This is a genomic window from Actinomadura sp. ATCC 39365, assembly GCF_054392275.1.
This window is the reverse complement of sequence record NZ_CP184335.1, coordinates 969,703-994,178: the sequence shown is the minus strand read 5'-3', so window position 1 is coordinate 994,178 and position 24,476 is coordinate 969,703. Positions and strand designations below refer to the sequence as shown.

Sequence of the window (24,476 nt, the reverse complement as noted above, 5' to 3'; positions counted from 1 at the left end):
GTGAGCACCACCGAGCTGGAAGCCGGGACCTACGAGGTTCTCCGGAACCGCCTCCAGTCGCAGGCCAAGGCCCTCGCGGTCGCGACGGAGGAGATCAACGGGCAGCGGCTGCGCGTCTTCGGCGGCGCGGAGCTGCGCCTGCTCGGCACCGAGCGGATCAGGACCGAGAACAACTGCGTCCCGAGGGACATCGTCTCGCTGGGCGAGGTGATGTTGTTCGGCTACAACGTCTTCATCGGGCTCAAGCCCGAGACGACCGTGGCCGACGTGTTCGCCGTGCACCGCTTCACCAGGGACGGGGACGCGTTCACGTTCGAGACCGGGAAGCTGGAGACGCTGGAGGAGCCGGCGTTCAGGAAGGACTTCGCGGAGCTGTACCGGTACTACAAGGAGACCAGGCTCCAGCAGCTGCGGCGGGTCGAGGGCAAGCTGCTGGCGGTGTTCCGGACGGGCCCGGCGGACACGCGGGTGCTCAGGTGGACGGTCAGCAACGGCGGTGTCCCGAAATATCTGGATAACAGGGGGGAGCGGGACCACGTCTTTCCCCCGTCCCACGACTTCGAATGGACGCCGGCCACCCGCGACGACCACGTGCTCGGCCGCCATCCGCACATCTCCATCCAGGGCGAGGTCTTCGTCGAGACGATCGGCGGCGACCTCACCATCAAGGTCGAGAACAACACCGAGACCGGCGCGGGCGTCTACTCCGAGCCGGTCACCGAACGCCTCCAGTCGCTGGCCGACGCCGACGTCGAGTACGCCCGGGTCGGGCCGCTCGTCCTCATGCGGATCAGGCCGTACAAGGAGCCGGACTGGCGGCATCTGGTGTTCAACACCCGTACCAAGGCGGTGACCCGGCTCGACGGCATCGGCCAGTCCTGCCAGCGGCTGCCCGAGGACCAAGGGCTGATCTTCCCGGGCGGCTACTACCTGGCCACCGGGATCAGCAAGACGTTCGACACGGACGTGACGGACCTGGAGTTCGAGCGGGTCGTGCGCTCGCCCAACGGCGAGGACGTCCTGTACGTCTTCCACGCCCGGGGCGACGGCCGCTCGCTGCTGCTGCCGTACAACGTGATCAGGAAGGAGGTGGCCAACCCCATCGTCTGCCACGGGTACTCCCTGTTCGACGACGGCACGATGGTGGTCTTCCGCGCCCTCTCCGAGGAGCCGACCCGGGTCCACCCGATGCAGGTGTGGCAGACGCCGTACGTGTCCGACACCTACGCCGCCGCCCAGCCCGCCGGGACCGGGCCGCTGGAGCGCATCGGCAACGCCGAGCTGGTGCGCGGCATCTCCGACTGCCTGTCCGTGGCCCGCATGGTCGAGGAGATGGCGGCCTCGCAGGCCACGTTCGAGGCGCTGATCGCCGCCTGCACCCGCGCCGCCGACTCCTACCACTGGCTCGGCGAGCACGGGCTCGCCGCGCCGCTCGCCGACGTGCGCGCCACCGCCGAACAGGTGCTCGACGAGTACGAGAACGTCGAGCAGCTCACCCGCCAGGCCGCCGACACCCTGGCGGCGGCCGCCGAGGAGACCGCCCACCTGGTACGCCAGGCCGCCGCCGACACCCCCGCCACCGCCGACGCCTGGGTCACCACGCTGGCCGGCCTGCGCAGGCAGCAGGGCCGCCTGGTGACCCTGCGCGACGTCCGCTACCTGGACCTCGCCCGCCTGGACGAGCTGTCCGCCGCCGTGACCGCGGAGCTGGCCGCGACCGGCAGGCGCGCGGTCGCCTTCCTGGAGGGCGCGGAGGCGTTCACCGCCTACCACGCGGCGGTCGAACGGCTGGCCGCCGACGCCGCCGCGATCGCGACCGTGGCCGAGGCCGCGCCCGTCGCCGACCGGCTGGCCGAGCAGGCGGAGGGCCTGGAGGTGGTGACGGAGGTCGTCGGCTCGCTGGAGATCGCCGACGCCACGGTCCGCACGTCGATTCTGGGCCGGATCGCCGAGGTGCTGGCCGGGGTGAACCGAGCGCGGGCCGTGCTGGACGGGCGGCGCCGCGAGCTGCTGGGCTCGGAGGGCCGCGCGGCCTTCGCCGCCGAGTTCGCCCTGTTCGGGCAGGCCGTCTCGGGCGCGCTGGCGATGGCCGACACGCCGGACAAGTGCGACGAGCAGCTCGGCCGCCTGATGCTCCAGGTGGAGAACCTGGAGGCGCGGTTCGGCGAGTTCGACGACTTCGCCGCCCAGCTCGCGGGCAAGCGGGACGAGGTCTACGAGGCGTTCTCGGCCAGGAAGCAGACCCAGCTCGACGGCCTGGCCCGGCGGGCCGACCGGGTCTTCGCCTCGGCCGAGCGCATCCTGGGCAGCGTGACCAGGCGGCTGGCGTCGCTGGGGTCGATGGACGAGGTCAACACGTACTTCGCCACCGATCCGATGGTCGGCCGGGTCCGTACGGCGGCGGCCGAGCTGCGTTCCTTGGGCGACGCCGTCCGGGCCGAGGAGCTGGACGGCCGGGTCAAGGCGGCCCAGCAGGAGGCCGGCCGCGCCCTGCGGGACCGGCTGGACCTGTTCACCGACGGCGGCGAGACGCTGCGCCTCGGCCGTCACCTGTTCGCCGTCAACACCCAGCCGATCGACCTGACGCTGGTCCCGCACGACGGCGAGATGCACTTCGCGATCACGGGCACCGACTACCGCGCGCCCGTGCCGGCGTCGTTCGCCGACACCCGGCCGTTCTGGGAGCAGCTGCTGGTGTCGGAGACGCCGGAGATGTACCGGGCCGAGCACCTGGCCGCCTCGCTCCTGGAGTCCGCAGGGCCCGGCGCTCCCCTGGCCGACCTGGTACGCCAGGCCGCCGAGCAGCGCTACGACGAGGGCTACGAGCGTGGCGTGCACGACCACGACGCGATCCTCGTCCTGGAAAGCCTGGTCCGCCTGCGCGAGGGCGCCGGCCTGCTGCGCTATCCGTCCGAGGCCCGCGCGGCGGCGCAGCTCTTCTGGGCCTTCGGCACGGACGAGGTTTCACGTAAAACATTGGCCACCAGGGCCGCCTCCCTGGTCCGCGCCCGCGCGGTCTTCGGCCGGACGCCCGCCCTGGAAGAGCTGGCCACCGAGCTCGGCACCCGGATCGCCGCCTTCTCCCCCGGCCAGGACACCGGTGAGAACACGGCCGCGCTGGCCGGCGAGTACCTGGTCGAGGAGCTGGGCGCGACGCCGTCCGGCTTCGTGACCGGCAAGGCGGCGCGCGACGTCCTCGACGGCTTCAGGCAGGCGCTCGGCCCGGCCAGGACCCGCGAGTTCGAGGAGGAGCTGGCCGCGCTCCCCCTGCCCGAGCGGCTGCAGCTCGCCCACGCCTGGATCGGTGCCTACCGCCAGGGCCCCGAGGTGGCCGAGGCCGTCGCCGTGCTCCTGTGCGACCTGCCCCGCCACGACTCCGGCGCGGCCGTCGAGGAGACCGTCGAGGGACTGCTCGGCGCGCATCCGCGGGTGCAGGACCGCAGGCTGCGGGTCAGGCTCGACGAGCTGCTGACCAGGGCACGCGCCTTCAGGCAGGACCGGGTCCCGGCCTACCGGGCCTACCAGCGCCGCCGCAACGAGCTGATCGAGCAGGAACGCCGCCGGCTGCGCCTGGAGGAGTACCGGCCCAAGGTCATGAGCGCGTTCGTCCGCAACCGGCTGCTGGACGAGGTCTACCTGCCGCTGATCGGCGACAACCTGGCCAAGCAGCTCGGCGCGGCGGGCGCGGGCAAGCGCACCGACCAGATGGGTCTGCTGCTGCTCATCTCACCGCCCGGCTACGGCAAGACCACGCTGATGGAGTACGTCGCCAGCCGCCTCGGCCTGGTCTTCGTCAAGGTGAACGGCCCGGCGCTCGGCCACGGCGTCACCTCGCTCGACCCGGCCGACGCGCCAGACGCCACGGCCAGGCAGGAGGTCGAGAAGATCTCCTTCGCGCTGGAGAGCGGCAACAACACCCTGCTCTACCTGGACGACATCCAGCACACCTCGCCCGAGCTGCTGCAGAAGTTCATCTCGCTGTGCGACGCCCAGCGCCGCATCGAGGGCGTCTGGAACGGCCGGACCCGCACGTACGACCTGCGCGGGAAGCGCTTCGCGGTGTGCATGGCGGGCAACCCGTACACCGAGTCCGGGCAGCGCTTCCGCATCCCGGACATGCTGGCCAACCGTGCCGACGTGTGGAACCTGGGCGACGTGCTCTCCGGCAGGGACGAGCTGTTCGCGCTGAGCTACGTGGACAACGCGCTGACCTCCAACCCGGTGCTGGCCCCCCTGTCGGGCCGCGACCGGGCCGACGTCGAGCTCCTGGTACGCCTGGCCAAGGGCGACCCGGCCGTCCGGCCTGACCAGCTCAGGCACCCGTACGGCAAGGCCGAGCTGGAGCAGGTGCTCGGCGTGCTGGGCAAGCTGGTGCGGGCGCAGGAGGTGGTGCTGGCCAACAACGCGGCCTACATCGCGTCGGCGTCCCAGGCGGAGGCGTCCAGGACCGAGCCGCCGTACCGGTTGCAGGGGTCGTACCGGAACATGAACAAGCTGGCCGAGCGCATCGTGCCCGCCATGAACGACGAGGAGCTGGAGGCGGTGATCGACGACCACTACCTGGGCGAGGCGCAGACCCTCACCCAGGACGCCGAGGCCAACCTGCTCAAGCTGGCCGAGCTGCGCGGCCGCCTCACCCCCGCCCAGGCGGCGCGCTGGGCGGAGATCAAGGCGGCCTTCCTCAGGGCCAGGGCGCTCGGCGGATCCGGCGACGACCCGATGACCAGAGCCGTCGGCGCCCTCGGCCTCCTCGCCGACCGGGTGAGCGAGGTGGGCACGGCCATCAGGGAGTCGGACCGCTGAGCGCGGCCGTCAGCGGCCCCGGCCGGTGAGGGGGGCGGGTGCGAGCTCCAGGTGGGTGCCGGTGAAGGCGGCGCGCAGGCGGCGGTCGTGGGTGACGACCACCAGCGCCCCCTCATAGTGGGCCAGCGCCTCCTCTAGCTGCTCCACCAGCATCGGCGACAGATGGTTGGTCGGCTCGTCGAGCAGCAGCAGGTCCACCGGGTCGGTGACCAGGCGGGCCAGCTCGACCCGGCGGCGCTGCCCGAACGAGAGGTCGGCCAGCCGCCGCCGCAGGTCGTCCGGCCGGAACAGGCCCAGGCCGAGCAGCCGGTCGGCGTGCTCGTCGGGGCTGCCCGGCCGTCCCTCGGCGAAGGCCGCGAGGACGGTACGGTCCAGCCGGGCCGCCCGTTCCTCCTGGCGGAGCAGACCGGCCCGCCCGGTCCGGCGTACGGTCCCCGCGTCGGGACGCAGCTCGCCGGCGAGCACCCGCATGAGCGTGGTCTTGCCCGCGCCGTTCGGCCCGGTGACGAGCAGCCGCTCCCCCGCCGTACGGCGAGCCCGTCGATCCGCAGCCGCCCCGACACCCGCACCCCGTCGAGCACGACCACCATGGACCGCTGCCCCGACCCGCACACGTCGTCCCGGAGCTGTTCCGGCAGGTGCACGTCGGCGGGCGGCGGCGGGGGTGTGATGGTGGCGGTGAAGCGGAGCGGCACGGGAGGCGGCGGGACCGGGTGCTCTTCGAGCCATCGCATCCGCGCGTGCGACTGCCGGACGCGCCCGGCGGCGCCGTGCGTACGCGACCGCGCCCGCCACGCGCCGGTGCCCATCCCGGCCTTCGCCATCACGCGCGGGACGGCCGCCAGCCGCCCCGCGTTGGCCGCCACCAGCCCGGCGTGCCGGGCCAGCTCGGACCGCCACTCCTCGTGGGCCCGCACATGCGCGGCCCGTTCGGCGGCCTTGGCCGCGAGGTAGCCCGAATAGCCGTCGCCGTAGCGGCGCACCCGCCCGTCTGAGACCTCCAGGATCACCGTGGTGACCCGGTCGAGGAACGCGCGGTCGTGGCTGATCGCGACGACCGTGCCGCGGTGCTCGCGCAGGTGCTGTTCGAGCCAGGCGACGGCCTGGTCGTCCAGGTCGTTGGTCGGCTCGTCGAGCAGCAGCAGCTCGGGCGCGGCGGCCAGCGTCGCGGCCAGGGCGAGCCTGGACCGCTCGCCGCCCGACATCGTCGCGACCGGGCGGTCCCGGTCCAGGCCGGGCAGGCCCAGGCCGTGCAGCGCGACGTCCACCCGGGTGTCGGCCTCGTAGCCGCCGCGCGCCTCGAACTCGGCGACGGCGGCGGCGTAGGCGTCCAGGTCGGTGCCGGCGAGCGCGCGCATGCGCGCCTCGATCTCGCGCAGCTCGGCCAGGGCCAGATCGACGACGTCGGCCACGGTGGCGTGCGGCGGCAGCTCCAGCGACTGCGGCAGGTGCGCCACGCCGCCGGGCGCGACCACGGTCAGCTCGCCGTTGTCCGGACGCTCGACGCCCGCCATGAGCCTGAGCAGCGTGGACTTGCCCGAGCCGTTGTCGCCGATGACCCCGGCCTTCTCGCCGGGCCGGACGGTGAGCGACACACGGTCCAGGACGATCCGGGTGTCGTAACGCTTGGTGATCTCGTTCAGCGCCAATTGGGCAGCGGTACGCATAGAGGCTCCACCTCCTTGTCTCAACGCGGATATGACCGGTACGAGGCGCGGCGGAGCGGTCGGCTCAACGCAAGTGCGCCTCGGGCGTGAGAATCACAGGAAGCAGTAACCCATATCGGCGGACACAATAGCCCATAAGCGGACTTATGTACAGCCCCTTATTCGGCTATTCGGCGCGCAGCTCGGTGGTGGCCGCCCGCTGCAGGGCCGTGGAGCGCCGGAGGAAGTCGACGATCAGGGCCAGCTCGTCGTCGGTGTAGCGGTCGTACAGGCCGGACATCGCGGCCACGAACGGCTCGAACAGCTCGCCGAAACCGGCCAGCCGCTCCCAGTTGATCTCCACGATGACCCGGCGCCGGTCTTTGGTGTCGCGCACCCTGCGGACCAGCCATTTGGCCTCCAGCCGGTCGATCAGCCCGCTGACGGAGGCCGGGGCGAGGCCCGTGTGCTGGGACAGCTCCCCCGCGGTCAGCGGCCCGTGGCGTTGGAGCAGGTCGAGGGTCTTCTCCTCGGTCATCCCCAGGCCCAGCCGCTCGCCCATGGCGCTGTGGTACATGACCGCGGCGTTGCTGCTCTCCCGGCCTGCCTCGACCAGTTCGTCCAACAATTTCTTTCGATGCTCCGAAATATCCCTGGACATCCCGCCACCTCTGCTCATATATTTCGTTCGGCCGAACGAAAGGATACCAGCATGAAGGCTCTGATCATAGGCTGCGGGATCGGCGGGCCCGTCACGGCGATGGCCCTGCAGGCGGCCGGCATCGACGCCGAGATCCACGAGGCGTACCCGCGGGGCGCCGAGAACGTCGGCTCGTTCCTCAACCTCGCCTCCAACGGCCTGGCCGCCCTGCGCGTGCTCGGCGTCCACCGCGAAGTGCTGTCGTCGGCCATCCCCACGCCGCGCATGGTCATGTGGAGCGGCACCGGCAAGCGCCTCGGCGAGGTGGCCAACGGCCTGCGCCTCGACGACGGCACGGTCAGCCACACCGTGCTCCGCTCCGACCTCTACGGCACCCTGCGCGACGAGGCCGCCCGGCGCGGCGTCCCCATCGCGTACGGCAGGCGCCTGGTCTCCTACGACGACACCGGCGACCAGGTCGTGGCGACCTTCGAGGACGGCACCTCGGCCACCGGCGACCTGCTGATCGCCTGCGACGGCGTGCACTCGCGCACCCGTTCACTGCTCGACCCCGGCGCGCCCGGCCCGCGCTACAGCGGCCTGTACAGCTTCGGCGGCATCGTCAGGAACACCGGAAACGACGGCTTCGACGGGTTCGGCGGCGAGCCCGGGGTCTACAACATGGTCTTCGGCAAGCGGGCCTTCTTCGGCTGCACGGTGACCGAGTCGGGCGACACGTGGTGGTTCGCGAACCTGCCCAGGCGGTTCGGCGACGTGCCCGCGGACTGGCGGCCCGTCCTGGCGGCGGCGTTCGAGGGGGACGCGAACCCGTCGGCCGACCTCGTCCGCCGCGGCCCCGTGGGCCCGGCGCTGCCGGTGTACGACCTGCCGCCGGTGCCCGTCTGGCACCGGGGCCGTGTCCTGCTCACCGGGGACGCCGCCCACGCCACCTCGCCCAGCTCCGGCCAGGGCGCCTCGCTGGCCGTCGAGGACGCGGTCGTGCTGGCCAGGTGCCTGCGCGAGGCTAAGGGTCATCGCGCGGCGTTCGAGCGGTTCGAGGCCGAGCGGCGGCCCAGGGTCGAGCGGGTGGTGGCCTACTCCAGGACGATCAGCAACAGCAAGGCCGCGGGCCCGGTCGCCCGGGTCTTCCGCGACCTGATGCTGCCGATGTTCCTGAAGCGGAGCGCGAGCCAGGAGTCACTGGCCTGGATGTACCGCCACCAGGTCGGCCTGTGACACCGCGGCGGCGGAGGCGGGCAGCAGCGGCAGCCGCACGTCCGGCGTCGGGATCAGGCCCCTGGCGTGCAGGACGCCCTTGATCACGGTCGGGTTGGGCTCGGCGAAGAGCGCGCGGGAGACCAGGGCCAGCCGGTGCCCGAGCGGGCGCGCGGTGGCCACGTCACCGGCCAGCCAGGCGTCGACCAGCTCGACGAAGCTCCTGGTCAGCACGTGCGCCGAGGCCAGGATGCCGCCGGAGGCGCCGAGCGCGAGCAGCGGCGAGACGAACGCGTCGTCGCCGCCCAGCACCTCGAAGCCGTCGGGCAGGTCCGCGAGCAGGTCCACCGTGTCCTGGTCGATGCCGCCGGCGGCGTACTTGACGCCCGCGACGTTCGGATGCTCCCCGATCGCCCGCAGCGTCGCGGCGCCCACGGCCTGCCCGGTCCGGTAGGGGATGTGGTAGATCACCAGCGGCACCGGTGACGCCTCGGCCAGCGCCTCGAAGTGCGCGATCACGCCGCGCTCGCCGGGCCGCAGGAAGTACGGCACGGTCACCAGGGCCGCGTCCACCCCGGCGGGCAGCTCGCGCAGCGCCGCGGCGGTCGTGCGGGTGTCGTTCCCGGTCACGCCGACGGTCAGCAGCGCCCGGCGCTCCGCGCACACGCGTACGCAGGTCTCGACCACCAGGGCCCGCTCCTCGGGGTCGAGGGCGGCCACCTCGGCCGTCGTCCCCAGCGCCACCAGACCGGCCGCGCCCTCGTCCAGCATCTGCCGGGCGAGCTTCTCGACCGCGTCGGCGGCCACCTCCCCCGACGACGTGAACGGCGTGACCAGCGGTACGTGGATTCCTCTCAGCATGCTTCGAGCCTGCCGCCCGCAGACCTGTTAGGTCCAGTTCGGATTTCTTCGTTCAAGCTTAAGATGGACTTATGCTCGACCCTCGCAAGCTCCACCTGCTCCGCGAGCTGGCCAGGCGCGGCACGATCACCGCCGTGGCCGAGGCGGTCACGTTCACCCCTTCGGCGGTCTCGCAGCAGCTCAGCGCCCTGGAACGGGAGGCGGGCGTGCCGCTGCTGGAACGCACCGGGCGCACGGTCACGCTCACCCCGGCCGGGCTGCTGCTGGTCGAGCACGCGCAGGCCGTCCTGGAGCAGCTCGAACGCGCCTCGGCCGCGCTCGCCGCCGCCCGGGGCGGGCCGTCGGGGCCCCTGCGGATCGGCGCGTTCCCGACGGCCACCCGCGTGCTGCTGCCGCCCGCGCTCGCCCGCCTGGCCGCGGACTGTCCGGGGCTCGAGCCGATGGTGGCCGAGATCGACCCCGCCGACGTCTCGGCGGCGCTGCGGGCGGGCGAGCTCGACGTCGCCCTCGTGCACGAGTACGACTTCGTGCCCCCGGTCACCGACGCCTCCATCGAGACCGAGCCGCTGTTCACCGAGCCGATGTACCTGACCGACCGCGCCCGCGTCCTCGACGCCCGCGACGACCCGTGGATCATGAGCAAGCCGGGCACGCTCTGCCACACCATGGCGATCAGGGCCTGCCAGGCGGCCGGGTTCGAGCCTCGGGTCCGGCACCACATCGACGACTTCGACACCGTGCTCGCCTTCGCCGCCGCGGGTCAGGGCGTCGCGCTCGTGCCCAGGCTGGCGGCGCTGACCCCGCCGGACGGCGTCTCGCTGACCCGCCTGCCCCTGAGCCGCCGCACGCGGGCCGCCTTCCGCCGCGGCTACGGCGACCACCCGGCGGTCCGCGCGGCCGTCGCCGCCTTCCACACGGCCGCCACCACCCTCCCCCTCTGACGTCCGTACCCGCCGGTCCTCCGGGCTAAGGGGCGGGCCTGCCGAGCAGGCCCTCGGCGAGGGCGGCGAAGCTGCGAGCGAGCCGCGCGCTGTCCCCCGCCCGCAACCGGCTCGCGATCGGCTCCATGTGCAGGGATCCGAGCAGCAGGTGCGCGATCTCGTCCGCGTCCACGTCGGGCCGCCCCTCGGTGATCAGCGCGGTGACGTGCCGGTGCCAGCCGGCGTAGATCGGGTTGGTCTCGCGGGGTTCGGATCTGCTGGTCGCGACCGCGTGCTCGTGCGCCGCCACCAGGTTGCCGTTGCGCGCCGCCAGCTCGGCCACCGCGCCCAGGAAGGCGACCAGCCGCTCGACGGGCGGCGCTCCGGGGCCGAGCGGCGGCGGGCCCTCGGCCACCGCCTTGTCCAACTCGCGGGCCCGCTCGCTCATGAGCTCCCGCATCAGCCCCGTACGGCTGCCGAACCGGTGGAACACCGTGCCCTTGCCCACGCCGGCGGCCACCGCCACACGCTCGACGGAGACCTGGTCGGGCGGGTGGCGGCGCAGCAGTTCCTCCGCCGCCCGCAGGATCGCCCGCCTGTTGCGCGCGGCGTCGGCCCGCTCTTGACGTTCCATCCGGTCATTGTTGCCCATGGACAAACTTGACCAGCGGTTCATATATTAACTGGACCAACGGTTCAGATACAGACGGGAACAACCATGCGTGCCATCCAGCTCGACGCGACCGGCGGCCCCGACACCCTGCGGCCGGTGGACCTGCCCCGACCGCGCCCCGAGGCGGGCCAGGTCCTCGTCCGCGCGCAGGCGATCGGCGTCGGCTACGCCGAGACGCAGATCCGCTCGGGCGCGCTGCCGTTCCCGCTGCCGCTGCCCGTCGTGCTCGGCGCGGAGGCGGTCGGCGAGGTCGTCGAGACGGGCGAGGGCGTGGACGGCGACCTGCTCGGCACCGTACGCGTGGGGGTGACCGGCGGCCTCGGCGCCTACGCCGAGTACGTGGCCATGCCCGCCGCCATGACCTGCCCCGTACCCGAGGCCGTGACGCCCCTGGAGGCCCTGGCCGGGGCCGCGCCCGGCGCGATCGCCCTCGCCCTGCTGCACCGGGCGCGGCTCGGCGGCGAGGAGACCGTGCTGGTCGAGGCGGGCACCAGCGCGGTCGGCGGCTACGTGGTGGCGCACGCCAAGGAGTTCGGGGCGGCCCGGGTGATCGCCACCGCGGGCTCGCCGGCCAAGCGGCAGCGGGCCCTCGATCTCGGCGCCGACCAGGCCCTGGACCACGGCGACCCGGGCTGGCCGGACGCGCTGCCGGACATCGACGTGGCCTTCGAGTCGATCGGCGGCGCGTCGGCCCGGCGGGTGCTCGACCGGCTCGTGCCCGGCACCGGGCGGATGTTGTTCTACGGCATGCTGAGCGGCGAGCCCGCCGCCGTCACGGCCGCCGACCTGATGGACCGGGGCGTGACCGTCATCGGCTGCAGCGGCCCCGGCTGGGCCGGCCAGGTGTTCGGCACGCACTATCCCGAGATGCTGGCCCGGCTCGGCTCAGGACGCAGCCGGGCCGTCGTCCACGAGACCCTGCCGCTGGCCGAGGCGGCCGAGGCCCACCGCCTCCTGGAGTCGCGCGCGGTCACGGGCCGCGTCCTGCTGGTCCCCTGAGCGGCTCAGCGGTCGAGGACGGCGTTCAGCACGGCCGTGGCGCTGACCTGCTCCGCGTTGTAGTCGCCGGCCGTCACCGCGACGACCAGCTCCTCGCCGGCCAGCACGAGCAGCCGCTGGCCGCCGTTCCCGATGGCCTCGGTCCACGGCCGGTCGCCGGTGTTCACGTACCACTGGTAGCCGTAGCGGAAGTCGCCGTCGATGACGACGCGGGGCCGCGTCATCTCGCGCACCCACTGCTCGGGGACGATGCCCAGCCCGCCGCCGAGCACCAGCCGCCCGAGCGCGGCCAGGTCGAGGGGCCGCAGCCGCAGCCCGGCCGCGGCCATCGCCACGCCGTCCGTGCCCTTGACCCACTCGGTCCGGGTGATCCCGAGCGGCTCGAACAGCGCCTTCGCGGCGTACTCCGCCAGCGGTACGCCGGCGCCCCGCTCGATGAGCCCGCCGAGCAGGGCCGAGGCGCCGCCGCAGTACCGCCACCGCTTCCCGGCCTCCTCGACCACGGGACGCTCCAGGACGAACCGGTACCGGTCAGGAGCGAGCTCCATCGCGATCTCGCTGTTGGCCGGGCTCGTGTACGGCAGGTCCTCGTTCCAGTCGATCCCGAGCGTCATGGTGAGCGCGTGCCCGACGGTGAGGTGCGCCCGGCCCGGATCGGCCACCAGGTCCGGATATTCGGGGAACTGCTCCACCAGCCTCGCGTCCGGCGGCGGCACCAGCCCGTCGCGCAGGGCCACGCCGTACAGCAGCGCGACCACGCTCTTGGTGACCGACCGCACGTCGTGCGGCGTGTCGCGGTCGAACACGACGTGCCGGGGCTCCTCGGTGATCCGCTGGTCGACGCCCGCGCCGTAGTGCTCGACGACGACCTCGCCGCCTCGCATGACCACGACCGCGTGCAGATTGGGTGCCGTGCCGGCGTTCAGTACCGCCTCGACCCGCTCCGCCATTCCCATGATGACCTCCTAAGCCCGGGGGACATCCTGTCGTACCGGCCCACACGATGTCAGGGTCAAGGGCTGAGAACGTCCTCAGCGTCTCTCAGGAGCGGCACAGCGGCGCGGGAGCAGGCTTGGTCCCATGGAGCAACTCGTGAACAGCCCCGCCGTCAGCCAAGGTCTGCGCAGGGTCGAGGCCAGGATCAGGCGGCTCAGCGGCTCGTCCGCGCTGCCGGGGATCAACGCGGGCGCCGGGCGGATCGTCAGCGCCGGAGGCAAACGGTTGCGTCCGGCGCTGACGCTGGCGACCTCGCTCGCCCTCGGCAAGGCCCCCGACCGCCGGGTGATCACGGCCGCCGCGTGCGTCGAACTGATCCACGCCGGCTCGCTCGTGCACGACGACCTCATGGACCGGGCGACCGAGCGGCGCGGCACCCGTACGCTCAACGCCGAGCTGGGCGAGGGCAAGGCCCTGGTGATCGGCGACTTCATGCTGGCCAGGGCGGGTCTGGCGGCCATCACCGCAGTGTCCAGGCCGGTCGCCGAGGTGCTCGCGGCCACCGTGGTGGAGCTGGCCGAGGGCCAGTACCTGGAGACGAGCGACCTGTTCAACCCGGCCAGGACCAGGGAGAGCGCGCTGCGTTCGATCACCGGCAAGACCGCCGCGCTGTTCCGGGCCGGCTGCCTGGTGGCGGCCGTCTGCGCGCGGGCCTCCGCCGAGGACCGGGCGCGCGTGTCGGCGTACGGCGAGAAGTTCGGGCTGATCTTCCAGGTGCTGGACGACCTGCTCGACCTGACCGCCTCCAGCGCCCAGCTCGGCAAGCCGGCCGGCAACGACCTGCGGCAGGGCGTCTACAGCCTGCCGCTGCTCCTGTCGGGCACCGACCTCGGCGACCTGCTCGGCCGCGACATGAGCGACGAACAGGTGGACGAGGCGCTGCGCCGGCTGCGCGCGGGCGACCTGGTGGCCAACACGCTGGAGTTCTGCCGCGGCCTGGCCTCGGACGCCCTGGCCGCCCTGCCGGTGATCCACGACAGGGAGATCGCGACCCTCCTGTACGGCCTCCCGACGGCCTACATCGACCACGTCGCGGAGGTGTCGTCGCAGTTGACGGGCGTCAGTTGAGATTTGTTGGAACAATTGGTAGGAATCGCTCCCACAACCCGGCGAATCGCGCTAATACTGGAGTCACGCACTACAGGAGCGCACATGCGAAAGATCCCCCCTCGCATGATGATCCGGGACGACGGGCTTGAGGCCAGTCACTTCCTCCAGCTCGCCGCCGTGGACTTCACCGGCATCTACGCGGTCCACCTGGCCGCGAAGGAAGAACGACTGAAGATGACCAGGCTCGCCATGAGCCTGTTGTCGGGGCCGTTCCTGGCGGCCATCGCCCTGACCAGCGCCAAGGTGGTGGACCCGCAGAGCCTCACGGAGTGGCAGCGCGTGCCGTGGTACCTGTTCGCCCTGGTCACGGCGTTCGGGGTGCTCAGTGTGCTGCCGTTCCTGCGGCTGATCGAGGCGGTCGGCGCGCACGCCAGGACGGCCCGCGCGATCAACAACTTCCGCCTGCTGTACGCCTCCAGGCTCAAGGACCGGCTCGGCTGGAGCCCGAACCTGCCGATCGACCCCCGCTTCCCGGAGACGTACGCGCCACTGGCCTGGCCCGGGATCAACGTGACGACGCTGGCGCTGGCGAACTCGACCTACCTGACGGTGGGCCTCACGGGCCTGTGCGGGCAGGCGCCCAACCTGCCCCTGCTCGCCTTCGGCATCCTCCTCGTCACGCTGGTCCACTACGCCGTCTACTACGTGCGCTGCAACGTGACCAGGCGGCGCCGGCTCCCGCGCGACCCTTACGAGTTCCCGGATCAGGAGACCTGAATGCCCGGCCCTGCGTTATGGGCGTCATGTGGGGAGGCGTGGATGTGGATGATGCGACATGTCTGGACGGCGGGCACGCTCGCCGACGACGACCGCGGCCCCGTGATCGAGGCCCCGTCCGTGCTGTTCGAGATCGCCGAGGTAAGGGGCGACGACCCGATCATCGCACGGTACGGCGACACGGAGCGGCTGGCCCTGTACAGCAGGAAGTTCAGCGAGGACGTGATCGTCCCGCCGTTCAAGTACAGCTACGGCGCCCGGATCAGGGGGCAGCTCACCTGGGCCGCCGACCTGCTGCGGGTCAAGCCGTACAGCAAGAGCGCGTGGATCTCGCTGACCATCCCCGGCGAGCCGTACGACGCGGTGCCCTGCCTGATCGGCGTGGCGTTCCGGATCCGGGACGGCGCGCTCGCCATGACCGCGACCTTCCGCTCCCAGAACGCCTTCACCAGCTACCTCAACTACCTGCCGCTCGCCGAGGTGCACGCGACCATGGCCCGCGACCTGGAACTGGACCGCGGGCCGATGCGGGTGTTCGTGGACGTGCCGCACCTGTACCTGGCCGACAGCACCCAGGTGCTGCGCGTCATGCGGCCCGCGCGGCGGTGAGCGGCGCGGCGATCTCCTCCAGGCCCTTGCGCTCGGCCTTGACCCCGAAGGCCAGCTCGACCAGCCCCGCGACGATCATCACGATCGCGCCGATCGAGAACGCCAGCGCCGTGTCGCCCGGCGCGCCGCTCTCGACCAGCGAGGCGAACACGAGCGGCCCGGCGATGCCGCCGGCGGCCGTGCCGATGGCGAAGAAGAACGCGATCGCCATCGCTCTGGTCTCCATGGGGAAGATCTCGCTCACCGTCAGGTACGCCGCGCTGGCCCCCGCCGAGGCCACGAAGAGCACCACCGACCAGCAGAGGGTCAGCGTCATCGCGGTCAGCGCGCCCTGGTTGAACAGCCAGGCGGTGCCGAGCAGCAGCACCCCGGAGCCGATGTAGGTCGCCGAGATCATGGGCACCCGGCCGACGGTGTCGAAGAGCCTGCCGAGCAGCAGCGGGCCGAGGAAGTTGCCGACCGCGATGATCGCGAAGTAGTAGCCCGTGTGCGAGTCGATCTTGAAGAACGTGGTCAGGATCTGGGCGTACCCGAAGGTGATCGCGTTGTAGAGGAACGCCTGGCCGATGAAGAGCGACAACCCGAGGACCGTGCGCTTGGGGTAGAGCGCGACCATCGTGTGCGCGATCTTCAGGAAGCCGATCGACTTACGCTGGTGGATGGTCATCGACTGGCGCGGCTCGGGCAGGTCCCGGCCGATCTGGCGTTCGATGTCGTCCACGATCTGCTCGGCCTCGCGGTCCCGGCCGTGGATGAACAGCCAGCGCGGGCTCTCCGGGACGTTCCTGCGGACCAGGAGGATGGCCAGGCCGAGCACCACGCCCAGCCCGAACGCCACCCGCCAGCCGATGTTGACCGGCAGGTCGTTCAGCAGCGGCACGGTCAGCAGGGCGCCGCCCGCCGCGCCGAGCCAGTAGCTGCCGTTGATGATGATGTCGATGCGTCCCCGGTGCCGGCTCGGGATCAGCTCGTCGATCGCCGAGTTGATGGCCGCGTACTCGCCGCCGATGCCGAAACCGGTCATGAAGCGGAACAGGAAGAACCACCAGGCGTCGAAGGACAGGGCGGTCATCAGCGTCGCCGCGAGGTAGACCACGAGCGTCAGCAGGAACAGCTTCTTCCTGCCGAACCTGTCGGTCAGCCAGCCGAAGAACAGCGCCCCCACGCAGGCCCCGGCCACGTAGAGGGCCGCGGCGAGGCCGGCCACCTGCGCCTGGGTGATGTCCAGGCCGCTGCCGGGCTTGGCGAGCTGCCCGGACAGGTTTCCGACGATGGTGACCTCTAACCCGTCGAGCACCCATACCGTGCCGAGACCGATGACGATCATCCAGTGCCAGCGGGACCACGGCAGCCGGTCCAGCCGTGCGGGCACCTTGGTAGTTACCGTGCCGGTTTCCACGTCGCTCATAAGGGCATCTGGGTACCCGGTAAACGGACGGCAAACGTTCCCTACAAGGCAGGTTTTCTGGCCTCGACCAGGGTGGTGCCGAACCAGGGGCCGCCGTACCAAAGGCGGGCGCCGAGGTCGCGCCGGCGGATGTCGATCACGCCCAGGTCGCGCAGGACGTCCTCGTAGTCGGGCGCGTACCGGAAGTCCGCGATCAGCATGAGCCCGCCGGGCCGCAGCACGCGATGGGCCTCCCTGACCGCTCGCTCGCGGCCCTCGGCGGAGGGGACGTTGTGGATCGCCAGGCTCGACACGATGACGTCGAACGCGCCGTCCTCGAACGGCAGGTCGCGCATGTCGCCCGTGACCAGGTCGACCCGGTCGGCGACGCCTTCGGCCGCGGCGTTGGCCAGGGTGACGGCCGCGGCGTTGCCCGACTGGTCCTTCGAGCTCCACAGGTCGACGCCGGCAGCCCGTCCGGAGGGGAGCCGGGCGGCGGCGGTCAGCAGCACCGCGCCGCGCCCGCAGCCGAGGTCGAGCACCCGTTCATCGCCTTCGAGCGGCTCCAGCAGCTCGGCCCAGACGGCGAACTTGCCCCGGCGCGTGGTGTAGAGGTAGCTGGCCGCGCTGGCCAGCGTGTAGAGCCCGCCGAAGGCGAAGGCGATCCCGGCGGCGGGGATGTCCAGCATGAAGGAGACCGCCGCGAGAGCCAGCAGGACGATCGCCCCGAAGAGCAGTCCGCCGAGGGCCCACGGCGCGTCGAATCCGTAGCTACCGTGTCGAGTGCTCACTCTCACGTTATATCTCAAGTGGGTCTTGACCGGGAATTGAGCAAACACTTCCCCTTCACCCTCAATTGGCCCGCAACGCAATAACTATGGTGACTTGGATGGGCTGGCATTGGGGGTTTGACCAGGCATGACAGGGAAACAACGCGAATTCGGCCTAGGAGCGAGCATCGCGCTGACGGTCGCGTCGGCCGCGCTCTGGGGGGTGGCGCACCTGGCCACCCACCGTCACCGGATGGGCATCGCCCTCATGGCAGCCTACGTGCTGATGCTGGGCGGCGTCCTGACGGTGTTCACGGCGTTCAGCACCCGCCTGCTGTCGCTGGCGGTCCAGCCCGGCTGGCTCACGGTGCTCACCGTGGCGTTGGTCGGGATCGCGCTCGCCTGGACCGCCGTGATCATCCGGTCGTTCCTGCTGGTCCGTCCCGAGTCCTCCGACACCGCCGGACGTTTCCTGACCACCACGCTCGCGGCCGCCCTCTGCGCGCTCGTCCTGGCGCCCACCGCGTACGCCACCCGCATGGCCTACCTGTCCCGCGACGTCGTCAGCCACGTCTTCGCCACCACCACCAGCAGCGCCCCCGTCGTCGCCCAGGACCCGTGGAACGGCGCGGAGCGCGTCAACTTCCTGCTGATCGGCGCGGACGCCGCCCCCGGCCGGCCCGGCGTGCGCACCGACAGCATGACCGTGGCCAGCGTGGACACCGAGACCGGCGCCACCACCCTGTTCGGCCTGCCGCGCAACCTGCAGAGGGTCCAGCTCCCGCACGGCCCGGCCAGGAGCCGCTTCCCCTTCGGCTTCACCGGCGACGGCCCCAGCACCCCCGGCCTGCTCAACGAGATCTTCCAGTACGCCGAGGACCACCCGGAGATGGTCCCCGGCGTGTCCAAGGGCAAGCGCGGCCCGTCGCTGCTCAAGCGCACCGTCAGCGACATCCTCGGCATCCCGGTCACCTACTACGCCATGGTCGACATGAAGGGCTTCGCCGAGATCATCGACGCGATGGGCGGCGTCCGGGTCACCGTCAAGGACCCCATCGTGTACGGCAAGTACCGCGAGGGCCTGCTGCCCGCGGGCACCCGCAAACTGTCGGGCGAGGAGGCCCTCTGGTACGGCCGGTCCCGCACCGACAGCGACGACTACGTGCGCATGGGCCGCCAGAAGTGCCTGCTCAACGCGGTCGCCAAGCAGGCCGATCCGATGACCGTGCTCAAGAGCTTCGAGAAGCTGGCCGCGGCCACCAAGCGGGCCATCTCCAGCGACGTGCCCCAGGACCTGCTGCCCGCCCTGATCGAGCTGTCGGACAAGGTGAAGGACACCAGGATCCGGAGCCTCAGCTTCGTCCCGCCGCTGATCAGCACAGTCACGCCCGACTGGTACCTGATCCGGCGCAAGGTCTCCGAGACCCTGGACGAGCGCCCCGCCAACCGGTCGGCGAGCGCGCACCACTCCGCCGCCCCGACCCAGAACCCGGAGACCCCGGTCAACCTGGACGCCGCCTGCGGCTGAACCTCACCTTTCCGACAGCCATCACCCGAGTACGGAGTGTGGCATGATGGTGCGCGGGCCCAACGGAAACGATTTTCATCGTCATTTCAGGAGCGCACGTGAGAGTGGCATTCGTCGGCAAGGGCGGCAGCGGGAAGACGACGATCTCGGCGCTGTTCGCGCGGCACGTGGCGGCCCAGGGCGACCCGGTGGTCGTCATGGACGCCGACATCAATCAGCACCTGGCCCTGGTGCTCGGCCTCGACGCCCAGCCCGAGCCGCTCGGGGCCCACCTCACCGAGATCAAAGACCTGCTGCGCGGCGACAACCCGCGCATCGCCTCGGCCGAGACCATGGTCAAGACCACCCCGCCGGGCCGCGGCTCGCGCCTGCTGCGCTTCGACGACCTGGCCGCGCTCGACTACGCCGTGACCACCCCTCATGGCCTGCGCCTGCTGGCCACGGGCCCGTTCAACGACGACGACCTCGGCGTGGCCTGCTACCACTCGAAGGTCGGGGCGGTGGAGCTGCTGCTCAACCACCTGGTCGACGGCCAGGGCGAATACGTCGTGGTCGACATGACCGCCGGCTCCGACTCCTTCGCCTCGGGGCTGTTCACCCGGTTCGACCTGACCTTCCTCGTCGCCGAGCCGACCAGGCAGGGCGTGAGCGTCTACCAGCAGTACCGCGACCACGCCGCCAAGTACGACGTCGCGCTCGCCGTGATCGGCAACAAGGTCCACGGCCCGTCCGACGTGGAGTTCCTCCGCGCGCACGTGGGCGACGACCTGCTGACCTGGATGGAGCACTCCTCGGCGGTGCGCGCCATGGAGCAGGGCCGCCACTTCACGCTCGACGATCTGGAGCCGGCCAACACCGACGCGCTCGCCGTCCTGCGCAAGACCCTCGACGCGCAGGAGAAGGACTGGCCGCGCTTCGGCCGCCAGACCGCGGAGTTCCACCTGCGCAACGCCCGCGCATGGGCCAACGCCCGCACGGGAGCCGACCTGGCCGAGCAGATCGATCCTGACTTCGTCTACGGCCCCTAAACCGCACCTCCAGGCATCTGGAGCTACCCCCTTCTCCCACATAACGTCAGATTCGATCCCCTTCGAGAGGAGACAGCATGTCGCTGACCGTCCCGAACGATCTGCTGGACCAGGCCCGAGCCGGAGACGTGGACGACGCCGCGTTCGTCGCCTGCGTCCGCGACTCACTCCCCTACGCGTGGTCGCTGATCAGTGAGCTGGTCACCGAGCGCGCGCAGAGCGGAGCCGAGTTCGCCGACAACCAGGTGCCACCGCCGTCCGAGGAGGCCCGCGGCCAGCTCCTGCGGTGTCTGGCGAGCGACGCGATGCGCGGCGCGCTCGAACGCCACTTCGGCGTACGGCTGGCCTTCCAGAACTGCCACCGGGTCGCCGTCTTCGACCCGTCGGCCACCAAGGCCCTCGACGAGTTCGTCACCCCGCGGGCCCAGATCCTCAACCAGAAACCGGAGCTGGTCGACTGCTGAACCCACGGGCGAGCCGGGCCGTCCCGGCTCGCCCCCCGGCCTCGTCTCCGCGGCCTCAGCTCCGCAGCAGGGGCAGGACCTCCGCGCCGATGCGGCGCACGTCCTCCAGGGCCCGCCGGTGGTCGCCGATGCCCTCCACGGTCAGGATCACGTGCTCGATCCCGGTGCTGTCGGCCGTGCGCAGCAGCACCTCGGCACAGTGGGCGGGCGAGCCCACCGGATGGATGCGCGTCAGCAGGTCGACGTAGGCGGTGACGTCCCGCGAGGGGCGCGGCCGGCCGTCCACCGGCACGTAGCCGGCCAGCCCGGGGCCCAGCCACGCGGGCATCGACTCCTTCAGCTCCCGGACGGCCGCCTCGGTGGAGTCGGCCACGTGGGCCACCCCGGCCGCCATGTGCCCCGCCGGGCTCCCGCCGCCCGCCACGTGCTCGGCGACCAGCAGGGCCTTGTCCCGGTCGCCGATGTGCATGCCGAGCAACATCGGCAGCCCGCGCTCGGCCGCCACCGCCACCGTCGAGCCCGACGTGCACGCCACCACGGGCCGCAGCCGGGCCCCCGGCACCAGGGCGACCTCCCTGAACCGGAAGAACTCCCCCGCGGCCGCCACCGGCCCCTCGGACAGGGCCTCGACCAGCAGGTCGAGCGACTCGGCGAACCCCCGCTCGAACCGGTCGAGCCCGGTGCCGAACACCTCCAGGTCGACCCACGGGCCGCCCCTGCCGACGCCGGGCGTGAACCGCCCGCCCGACAGGTGGTGGAGCATGGCCGCCTGCTCGGCCAGTGCCACGGGATGCTGCGAGGACAGCACGCTCACCGCCGTGCCGAGCCCGATCCGGCTGGTCCGCCCCGCCGCCACGGCGGCCAGCGTGACGGCCGACGGGCACACGCCGTAGGACATGAAGTGGTGCTCGGCGATCCAGGCGTCGTGAAACCCGGCCGCCTCGGCGGCCTCGATCAGCTCCACCGAGTTCCGCAGGACCTGCCCCGGGTCCTGGCCGGGAAAGCAGGCCGCGATGACGAAGATCCCGATCCGCACTCCCCCGATCCTACGGCTCAGCCGAACAGCGCGGCCTGCCCTTCACCCACGAGCGGATCCCTGACCTGCTTCAGATGCCGCCATTGCGGCAGGTCGTCCAGGTAGGACCAGGAGAGCCGGTGGTGCGGTGTGGGGCCGAGCCGGGCCAGGGCTTCCTGGTGCGCGGGCGAGGGGTATCCGGCGTTCTCCGCGAAGCCGTACTCGTCATGCCCGATCGTCCCCATGTAGGCATCCCGCCGCACCTTGGCGAGGACCGAGGCCGCGGCGACCGAGACGCTGGCCGCGTCGCCCTTGATCTCCAGGCGGACCGGCCAGGGGGCGCCGATGTAGTCGTGCTTGCCGTCGAGGATCACGGCGTCGGGGCGCACCGGCAGGGCTTCGAGCGCCCGGCGGGCGGCCCTGCGCAGCGCCTCGGTCATGCCGACGGCGTCGATCTCGGCGTGGTCGGCCTCGCCGAACCCGATGCCGGCCGCCCACGCGGTCAGCTGGTCGGCGAGCGGGCCACGTTTGGCGGCCGAGACCTGCTTGGAGTCGGTCAGGCCGGGCGGCGGCGCGGACAGGTCGGTCACGACGGCGCAGACCGTCACCGGCCCCGCCCACGCGCCCCTGCCCACCTCGTCGACGCCCGCGACCGTGCGGGTGCTCGGCATGGACAGCAGGAGCTGCTCGATCTCGTACGTCGGCGCCATGGGCAGACGCTACCGCTCGGCCGGGGTCACCGGCTCCAGATCGCCGGCGATGTACCGGGCGGCCACGTGGATCGCCCGCAACGTCACCGACACCGACGGCCGGTGCACGCTGGACCTGCGGGCGACCGCGTGCACGTCACGGCCGACCGGGTTGCCGGGGAACTCCCTGACCGACAACCCGCGCACCCCGGCGGCCAGCGCGAGCGCGGGCACCGCCGCGATGCCGATGCCCTTGGCGACGAGGGAGAGGATCGTCCCGAGACCTTCGAACTCCCAGGGCGTCGGCCGGGTGCCGCCGACGTCCACGAACAGCCGGTCGACGGCCAGGCGCGAGGGCTCGCCGTCGGGGGTGGCCATCCACGGCTCGTCGCGCAGCTCGCGCAGGTCGAGCGGCACTCCGGGGTCGGCCAGCCGGTGCCTGCGCGGCACGACGAGCACGATGGGGTCGCGCAGCAGGGGGAAGACCCGCAGGCTCTCGCTCTCGCGGACCGAGCCGTACCAGTCGTCGACGAGGGCGATGTCCACCTCGCCCGACTGGACCTCCCGCATGCCCCGTCCCGACCTGCTCTGGCCCAGGCGGAGCGTCAGCTCGGTGTGGCGGCGCAGCGAACGGGCGAGCGCCGGCGCGAATGCCACGGCCGCTGTGGGGAAGGCGGTGACGACGACGCGCCCCGAAGGGGTGCCCGCATGGGCGGAGAGGTCGGACTCGGCCTCCTCGACCATTGACAGGATGCGTTCGGCGTGCTGGACGAGCCGGCGTCCGGCGTCGGTCAGCTCCGCGCTGCGCGCGGTTCTGTCGATCAGCGCGGTGCCGGTCTCCCGTTCGAGCGCCGCGAGCTGCTGGGAGACGGCCGAGGGGCTGTAGCCCAGTGACTCGGCGGCGGCCGCGATGCTGCCCCGGCGAGCGAACTCACAGATCAGCGCCAAACGCCGGAATTCGAGCATCAGACTTCCTTACGCCTACCCACAAAAAGCCTCGCTTGTACTGATGCCTTCATACAACCACCCTGGGAACGTGACAAACATGACCGTGACCTTGTCCGCCACCTTGGCGGCGAACGAAGACATCGAACGAAGACGGCGCGCCGGGGAACGCGTGCTGCACCTGGCCTTCGGCGAGGCCGGTCTGCCCGTGCACCCGGCGCTGCGCGACAAGCTGGCCGCCGCTTCCGAGCGCAACGGCTACGGGCCGGTCGCGGGCGCGTCCGGGCTCCGGGCCGCGGCAGCGGGCTACTGGACACGACGGGGGCTCCTGACCGACCCCGAGCTGGTCGTCTGCGGACCTGGCAGCAAGTCGCTGCTGTACGGCCTGCTCCTGGCGATCGGCGGCGACATCGTCCTGCCCATGCCGAGCTGGGTCAGCTACGCCGCGCAGGCCGATCTGGTGGGCTCCCGTCCGATCCTGGTGCCCGCACCGCCAGGAGAGGGCGGGGTGCCCGACCCCGACCTGGTCGTCGCGGCGGTCCGCCGGGCCCGTTCGGAGGGCAGGACGGTCAGCTCCCTGCTGGTCACGCTGCCCGACAACCCGACCGGCCGGCTGGCCACGCCGGAGACCGTCGCCCGCCTGGCGGCCGTGGCGCGCGAGCTGGACCTGATCGTGATCTCCGACGAGATCTACCGCGACCTGGTCCACGACGAGTCGGCCGGCTACACCTCGCCGGCCGACCTCGCGCCCGAGCGCACGATCATCACCACCGGGCTCAGCAAGAGCCTGGCGCTCGGCGGATGGCGGATCGGCGTGGCCCGGCTGCCGGAGGGCGCGCACGGGCTGCGTACCCGGCTGCTGGCGGTGGCCAGCGAGATCTGGTCGGCGCCGGCCGCGCCCGTCCAGGAGGCCGCGTCCTACGCCTTCGACGAGCCGCGCGAGCTGACCGACCGGGTCGCCGGCAGCCGGAGGTTGCACGGCATCGTGGCGCGGGCCGTCCACGAGCGCTTCACGGAGATCGGCGCCTCGGTGCCGCGACCTCAGGGAGGCTTCTACCTCTATCCCGACCTTAGCCACCTCAGGCTCGGCGGCTCCGCCGAGATCACCCGGATCCTGCTGGACGAGCACGGCATCGGCGTCCTTCCCGGACACGCCTTCGGCGACGACCCGTCGGCCGCCCGGGTACGCGTGGCGGTGAGCCTGCTCTACGGCGACACGCCCGAAGAGCGACTTACCGCCCTGAACAGCACCGATCCCCTTCAATTGCCATGGATCGCAGCAAATCTGAACCATCTGTCCATGGGCCTGAAGGAGCTCGCCCTGGTCCGTCACGGCGTCGTGGGTGAACGTCACCCGGCGCTGGTGCCGGCGCCATGTCACGGTTAGGCGAATCTTTCCCCAAGAGCTGGTTTACCACCTACCAAATCAGCCCTCTGACCTGCGGAAACACCGCACATCCA

The 24,476-nt window shown here is 71.9% G+C and carries 20 protein-coding genes and 1 pseudogene; 11 read left to right on the top strand and 10 right to left on the bottom strand.

The genetic code is table 11. From position 1 onward, the window contains the following. On the top strand, positions 1-4,803 hold the full coding sequence (locus ACNF49_RS05365; RefSeq protein WP_482942964.1) for a DNA repair ATPase: 4,803 nt from the start codon (positions 1-3) through the stop codon (positions 4,801-4,803). 9 nt (positions 4,804-4,812) lie between these two features. Here the strand turns inward: ACNF49_RS05365 and ACNF49_RS05360 are convergent. Together ACNF49_RS05360 and ACNF49_RS05355 are read right to left on the bottom strand one after the other, a co-directional pair. After that, positions 4,813-6,470: pseudogene (locus tag ACNF49_RS05360) on the bottom strand (ABC-F family ATP-binding cassette domain-containing protein). 166 nt (positions 6,471-6,636) lie between these two features. Continuing rightward, complete coding sequence (locus ACNF49_RS05355) at positions 6,637-7,077, bottom strand: MarR family winged helix-turn-helix transcriptional regulator (protein ID WP_357973782.1); 441 nt, start codon at positions 7,075-7,077, stop codon at positions 6,637-6,639. A gap of 84 nt (positions 7,078-7,161) precedes the next feature. Between ACNF49_RS05355 and ACNF49_RS05350 the strand changes: the two genes are divergently transcribed. Beyond that, positions 7,162-8,325 (top strand): FAD-dependent oxidoreductase, encoded by a 1,164-nt coding sequence (locus ACNF49_RS05350; protein WP_482942963.1) that lies wholly within the window; start codon positions 7,162-7,164, stop codon positions 8,323-8,325. Here the strand turns inward: ACNF49_RS05350 and ACNF49_RS05345 are convergent. Beyond that, a complete protein-coding gene (locus ACNF49_RS05345) occupies positions 8,287-9,165 on the bottom strand; it encodes a 4-hydroxy-tetrahydrodipicolinate synthase family protein (RefSeq protein WP_482942962.1) in 879 nt (292 codons plus the stop codon). The two genes, ACNF49_RS05350 and ACNF49_RS05345, sit on opposite strands and share 39 nt — an antisense overlap. A 71-nt stretch (positions 9,166-9,236) precedes the next feature. Here ACNF49_RS05345 and ACNF49_RS05340 point away from each other — a divergent pair, with 71 nt between their 5' ends. Further along, positions 9,237-10,106 (top strand): LysR family transcriptional regulator, encoded by an 870-nt coding sequence (locus ACNF49_RS05340; RefSeq protein ID WP_357973791.1) that lies wholly within the window; start codon positions 9,237-9,239, stop codon positions 10,104-10,106. A gap of 25 nt (positions 10,107-10,131) precedes the next feature. Here ACNF49_RS05340 and ACNF49_RS05335 read toward each other — a convergent pair whose 3' ends face one another. After that, complete coding sequence (locus ACNF49_RS05335) at positions 10,132-10,719, bottom strand: TetR/AcrR family transcriptional regulator (RefSeq protein WP_357973794.1); 588 nt, start codon at positions 10,717-10,719, stop codon at positions 10,132-10,134. A gap of 84 nt (positions 10,720-10,803) precedes the next feature. Between ACNF49_RS05335 and ACNF49_RS05330 the strand changes: the two genes are divergently transcribed. Further along, positions 10,804-11,757: a quinone oxidoreductase family protein gene (locus ACNF49_RS05330; protein ID WP_482942961.1), complete on the top strand. Its 954-nt coding sequence runs from the start codon at positions 10,804-10,806 to the stop codon at positions 11,755-11,757. Positions 11,758-11,762: 5 nt separating this feature from the next. Here ACNF49_RS05330 and ACNF49_RS05325 read toward each other — a convergent pair whose 3' ends face one another. Continuing rightward, on the bottom strand, positions 11,763-12,713 hold the full coding sequence (locus ACNF49_RS05325) for a serine hydrolase domain-containing protein (RefSeq protein ID WP_482942960.1): 951 nt from the start codon (positions 12,711-12,713) through the stop codon (positions 11,763-11,765). 124 nt (positions 12,714-12,837) lie between these two features. Between ACNF49_RS05325 and ACNF49_RS05320 the strand changes: the two genes are divergently transcribed. The 3 genes from ACNF49_RS05320 (at position 12,838) to ACNF49_RS05310 (ending at position 15,189) form a co-directional block, all read left to right on the top strand. Continuing rightward, on the top strand, positions 12,838-13,821 hold the full coding sequence (locus ACNF49_RS05320) for a polyprenyl synthetase family protein (RefSeq protein WP_482942959.1): 984 nt from the start codon (positions 12,838-12,840) through the stop codon (positions 13,819-13,821). Positions 13,822-13,905: 84 nt separating this feature from the next. After that, positions 13,906-14,580 (top strand): hypothetical protein, encoded by a 675-nt coding sequence (locus ACNF49_RS05315; protein ID WP_482942958.1) that lies wholly within the window; start codon positions 13,906-13,908, stop codon positions 14,578-14,580. 48 nt (positions 14,581-14,628) lie between these two features. Beyond that, complete coding sequence (locus ACNF49_RS05310; protein ID WP_357973808.1) at positions 14,629-15,189, top strand: thymidylate synthase family protein; 561 nt, start codon at positions 14,629-14,631, stop codon at positions 15,187-15,189. Here ACNF49_RS05310 and ACNF49_RS05305 read toward each other — a convergent pair. Together ACNF49_RS05305 and ACNF49_RS05300 are read right to left on the bottom strand one after the other, a co-directional pair. Then, the gene (locus tag ACNF49_RS05305) at positions 15,167-16,597 is read right to left on the bottom strand and encodes an MFS transporter (RefSeq protein WP_357973811.1); all 1,431 of its coding nucleotides are present in this window, start codon (positions 16,595-16,597) and stop codon (positions 15,167-15,169) included. The two genes, ACNF49_RS05310 and ACNF49_RS05305, sit on opposite strands and share 23 nt — an antisense overlap. A gap of 41 nt (positions 16,598-16,638) precedes the next feature. Next, complete coding sequence (locus ACNF49_RS05300; RefSeq protein ID WP_482942956.1) at positions 16,639-17,367, bottom strand: class I SAM-dependent methyltransferase; 729 nt, start codon at positions 17,365-17,367, stop codon at positions 16,639-16,641. Positions 17,368-17,494: 127 nt separating this feature from the next. On the opposite strand from ACNF49_RS05300, the gene ACNF49_RS05295 reads away from it, so the two are divergent. The 3 genes from ACNF49_RS05295 to ACNF49_RS05285 all read left to right on the top strand — a co-directional run bounded on the left by ACNF49_RS05295 (position 17,495) and on the right by ACNF49_RS05285 (position 20,366). Further along, a complete protein-coding gene (locus tag ACNF49_RS05295) occupies positions 17,495-18,874 on the top strand; it encodes an LCP family protein (protein ID WP_357973817.1) in 1,380 nt (459 codons plus the stop codon). A gap of 98 nt (positions 18,875-18,972) precedes the next feature. Further along, positions 18,973-19,902, top strand: a complete 930-nt coding sequence (locus ACNF49_RS05290) for an ATP-binding protein (RefSeq protein ID WP_357973820.1) — start codon at positions 18,973-18,975, stop codon at positions 19,900-19,902. 77 nt (positions 19,903-19,979) lie between these two features. Then, complete coding sequence (locus ACNF49_RS05285) at positions 19,980-20,366, top strand: SCO5389 family protein (RefSeq protein ID WP_125640462.1); 387 nt, start codon at positions 19,980-19,982, stop codon at positions 20,364-20,366. Positions 20,367-20,421: 55 nt separating this feature from the next. Here ACNF49_RS05285 and ACNF49_RS05280 read toward each other — a convergent pair whose 3' ends face one another. From ACNF49_RS05280 to ACNF49_RS05270, 3 genes are read right to left on the bottom strand one after another with little or no spacing between them, the layout of a single operon-like run. Further along, the gene (locus ACNF49_RS05280; protein ID WP_482942955.1) at positions 20,422-21,402 is read right to left on the bottom strand and encodes an LLM class flavin-dependent oxidoreductase; all 981 of its coding nucleotides are present in this window, start codon (positions 21,400-21,402) and stop codon (positions 20,422-20,424) included. A gap of 17 nt (positions 21,403-21,419) precedes the next feature. Then, positions 21,420-22,091, bottom strand: a complete 672-nt coding sequence (rnhB, locus tag ACNF49_RS05275) for a ribonuclease HII (RefSeq protein WP_357973826.1) — start codon at positions 22,089-22,091, stop codon at positions 21,420-21,422. Positions 22,092-22,100: 9 nt separating this feature from the next. Continuing rightward, a complete protein-coding gene (locus ACNF49_RS05270) occupies positions 22,101-23,036 on the bottom strand; it encodes a LysR family transcriptional regulator (RefSeq protein ID WP_357973829.1) in 936 nt (311 codons plus the stop codon). A 79-nt stretch (positions 23,037-23,115) separates the two neighbouring features. Between ACNF49_RS05270 and ACNF49_RS05265 the strand changes: the two genes are divergently transcribed. Next, positions 23,116-24,402 (top strand): pyridoxal phosphate-dependent aminotransferase, encoded by a 1,287-nt coding sequence (locus ACNF49_RS05265; protein WP_482942954.1) that lies wholly within the window; start codon positions 23,116-23,118, stop codon positions 24,400-24,402. Positions 24,403-24,476 lie beyond the last annotated feature (74 nt).